The sequence below is a fragment of the Shigella sp. FC1544 genome (genome assembly GCF_001722145.1).
Lineage (GTDB): Bacteria > Pseudomonadota > Gammaproteobacteria > Enterobacterales > Enterobacteriaceae > Escherichia > Escherichia coli.
In genome coordinates this window covers 1-2,936 of record NZ_MECT01000198.1, presented here as the reverse complement: position 1 = coordinate 2,936, position 2,936 = coordinate 1, and the positions used below count along the sequence as shown (strand labels likewise).

General features: G+C 48.2%; 5 protein-coding genes. 1 reads left to right on the top strand and 4 read right to left on the bottom strand.

The window, feature by feature from the left end; genetic code table 11:
• Positions 1–153: 153 nt before the first annotated feature.
• Genes BGK49_RS11515 through BGK49_RS11500 form a run of 4 tightly spaced genes read right to left on the bottom strand, consistent with a single transcriptional unit; the run spans position 154 to position 2,626 of the window.
• Positions 154–792, bottom strand: a complete 639-nt coding sequence (locus BGK49_RS11515) for a DUF1190 domain-containing protein (RefSeq protein ID WP_000101670.1) — start codon at positions 790–792, stop codon at positions 154–156.
• 9 nt (positions 793–801) lie between these two features.
• Positions 802–1,200, bottom strand: coding sequence for a DUF350 domain-containing protein (locus BGK49_RS11510; protein ID WP_000547762.1), 399 nt, complete (start codon positions 1,198–1,200; stop codon positions 802–804).
• 17 nt (positions 1,201–1,217) lie between these two features.
• Positions 1,218–1,877: a YjfK family protein gene (locus tag BGK49_RS11505; protein WP_000012566.1), complete on the bottom strand. Its 660-nt coding sequence runs from the start codon at positions 1,875–1,877 to the stop codon at positions 1,218–1,220.
• Positions 1,878–1,927: 50 nt separating this feature from the next.
• The gene (locus tag BGK49_RS11500; protein ID WP_000511951.1) at positions 1,928–2,626 is read right to left on the bottom strand and encodes a PspA/IM30 family protein; all 699 of its coding nucleotides are present in this window, start codon (positions 2,624–2,626) and stop codon (positions 1,928–1,930) included.
• A gap of 72 nt (positions 2,627–2,698) precedes the next feature.
• Here BGK49_RS11500 and BGK49_RS11495 point away from each other — a divergent pair.
• Positions 2,699–2,936, top strand: a 238-nt coding sequence (locus BGK49_RS11495) for a transposase (RefSeq protein WP_032335914.1), incomplete at its 3' end; no start/stop codon positions are given.

Sequence of the window (2,936 nt, the reverse complement as noted above, 5' to 3'; positions counted from 1 at the left end):
AGTGCGCTGGGTTATCGCTCGCCACGGGAATATCTGCGGCAGCGGGCTTGTAATGGGTTAAGTGATAACAGATGTCTGGAAATATAGGGGCAAATCCATTAGCGGCGATCTGGTCCAGATCCCGTCGCACAGGAACGTTGTGTCTCAGCATGATTAGCCTCCCCAATGCCCACGGGCGCTGGAAGAACGACCATAGCCGCCGCGCGAAACGGTTGACGCTTTTTTGGTGGTAAAGCCGCCTGAAGAGTAAGACTCTTTTTTGCCAGAACCGGAGCGCCAGGAGTAATCACCGGAAGTGTTGCGCCAGACGGGGCGGGAAGCAAATGAGGATCCGCCGCTGTTATAGACGAACGGCTCATCGCGATCTTTACGAATAACCCGGCTTAACAAAAATCCAGAAACGACCGGGATCCAACTCTGTTCAACATTGTCGTAGTAGCAATTTTCGTACTTAGACTGACAATTCTGCTGAGTCATATTCTTCGGAACATCGGCATAAAATGCCGCTTTGGCGTTGTTCCAGCCACGCGCGCAAATGTCGGCATTATTACCGTCATCAATACAATCCTGCACTGTCGAATAAAACGTTCCGTCGCCGTCGTTATCGACATCGCCACTATCGCCACAACCTTTCAATACAAAAAAAGCGGCACCGCCCATTAGCGCCAACGTTAAGTATTTTTGTGCGTAGCGATTGCGACGCGGTTCAAAAGGATTATTCGGTCTACCAATGCGACTGATCGCTCCGTGACCAATTTTACTGTTATTTCTTGATTTGCGTTTTCTGGCCATGATCGTCCATTACCATGTCATACAAGCTGCGTTAAAAATACCGCCAGCCAGCGCGGCGGTTCCCATAAACATTCCTGCTGCGGTATTGTGATTAATAATTTTTTCGCTTAATGCGGGCATATAAAGTCTGACACCAGCAAAAACGAGTAACTGAATCACCAGTGCAATCCCGCCCCAGGCGAAATAGTCTGGAATACTCACCGCATTGATTGCCGCACTGGATAAGGGGATCACGTAACCCAACAATGTACCGCTGAATGCCAGTGACACCGCGGTATTATTGTTTTTGATTAATTGCCATTCGTTGTGCGGTGTAATTTTGGAGTAGATAAACAGAAAAATAATCACCATAGCCACGCCAATAAAAAAATAGGCACTAAAGGCAAGAAGTGAATCCAGTATATGCATTGTAAACGTCCTTGTAATTAACCAATAATATGAAGTGATGTCAGCGGGATATCGACACCCAACGCGCGCGAAAATAACCACTCTGGCTCGCCGAGATCGTTAAAAGATTCCTCACCATTTAACAGCAAATATTCGTAAGTATCTTCGGTTACTTGCCGCTGGTAGCCCATGGTAAAATTATGGACCTCCCATTTGGCATGGTTTTGATTTTCTACTTTTTCCAGCATGTAGACGGGTTCGATATTTCCCGGTTCTTCGCTGTTAAAAAATCGCTGCCAGCGTTTTTCCTGCCAGTTTAAGGTCATTGCCCCCATCGTTTTGGCGTTGATCGCCTCGCGCCAGTGACTCTCTTTACTGATACCGTAGCTCTCTTCATAGACAAAGAGCTTGATATCATCAATGTCATCAATATCTTCGCCGCCGGTGGTATTGATTTGCAGAAATTCATCGCCTGAAGTGTAGTAACGGAAAATCTGGCTACCGCCTCCCAGATCGATGCGGCTGACAGCGGCTACCGTAAATTCCTCACCCGGTAGCGCAATCAGCAATTCATCTTCCAGCAAACGAAACGCTAACGTGTCGAGCGTAAAGCCACTATTGAGATGAAGTCCCAGCGGACCGCGAGCGATAGCAGGCTTATTATCCTTGCCAAACAGACGCTGGAAAAAACCAGACATATTTTATCCTTAAAATAGTTGCCAGCCTTTTAGCGAGGCTGGCAAAAAAATTACTCGCCCTGTTGGCGTTGCAGTCTTGCTAATACATCCTGGGCTCTACTTTTATTGCTACCGCCAATTCCGGCTTCCGCCAGCTTTTCGTCAAGATCGCGACCGTCTGCGACTTTCTCCAACTGTGCGGCAGCATCCAGGCGAGCCTGACGTTCGGCCTGACGCGTTTGCAGGCGTTTTAAGGATTCTGCCGCTGTCGAAACGCTGGAAGATGCGCCAACGGTAGAGGTTGTTACAGCCTGTTGTGCACGCTGCATGGCTTCAGTGGCTTTAACGACTTCCATTTGCTGCTCAAACTGAGCGATACGCTGCGCTGTCGCTGTAACTGCTTTTTCCACGCCATCACGGGAGACTTCCAGATTCGACAACACTTGCTCTTCAGCGGTAATGAGATTCTCAAGGCGCGCGATTTCTTCAGCAACTTCGTTAATCAACGACGGATTAACGTTCTTGCTTAACGCTTCCAGCGCACGGGCTTCCAGACTGGCTTTGCGCTCACGTAAATCTTTCAGCTTATCGTGACTTAATTTCACCCGCGCCAGCAGATCAACGCGAGATTTTCCGGCTTTATCGAGTTCAGCTTTAGCGTCACGAATATGCTGTTCCAGCATGCGCACGCCCTGGGTTTCTTCAATGGATTCTTCCGCCTGGGAGATAAACGATTTCCCCAGCGTAAATAAACTTTTTAAAATTCCCATAAATACCCTGAGGTAGCCTGAGTTTAACGGACACTCCTTCCTGAAATAGAATGGCATCAGAAGGAGCTAATAATGAGCAGAAAAAACCAACGTTACTCTAAAGAGTTCAAAGCCGAAGCTGTCAGAACGGTTCTTGAAAATCAACTTTCGATCAGTGAAGGCGCTTCCCGATTATCCCTTCCTGAAGGCACTTTAGGACAATGGGTTACCGCCGCCAGAAAAGGGCTCGGTACTCCTGGTTCCCGCACGGTGGCTGAACTGGAATCTGAAATTCTGCAACTGCGTAAGGCGTTAAATGAAGCTCGCCTTG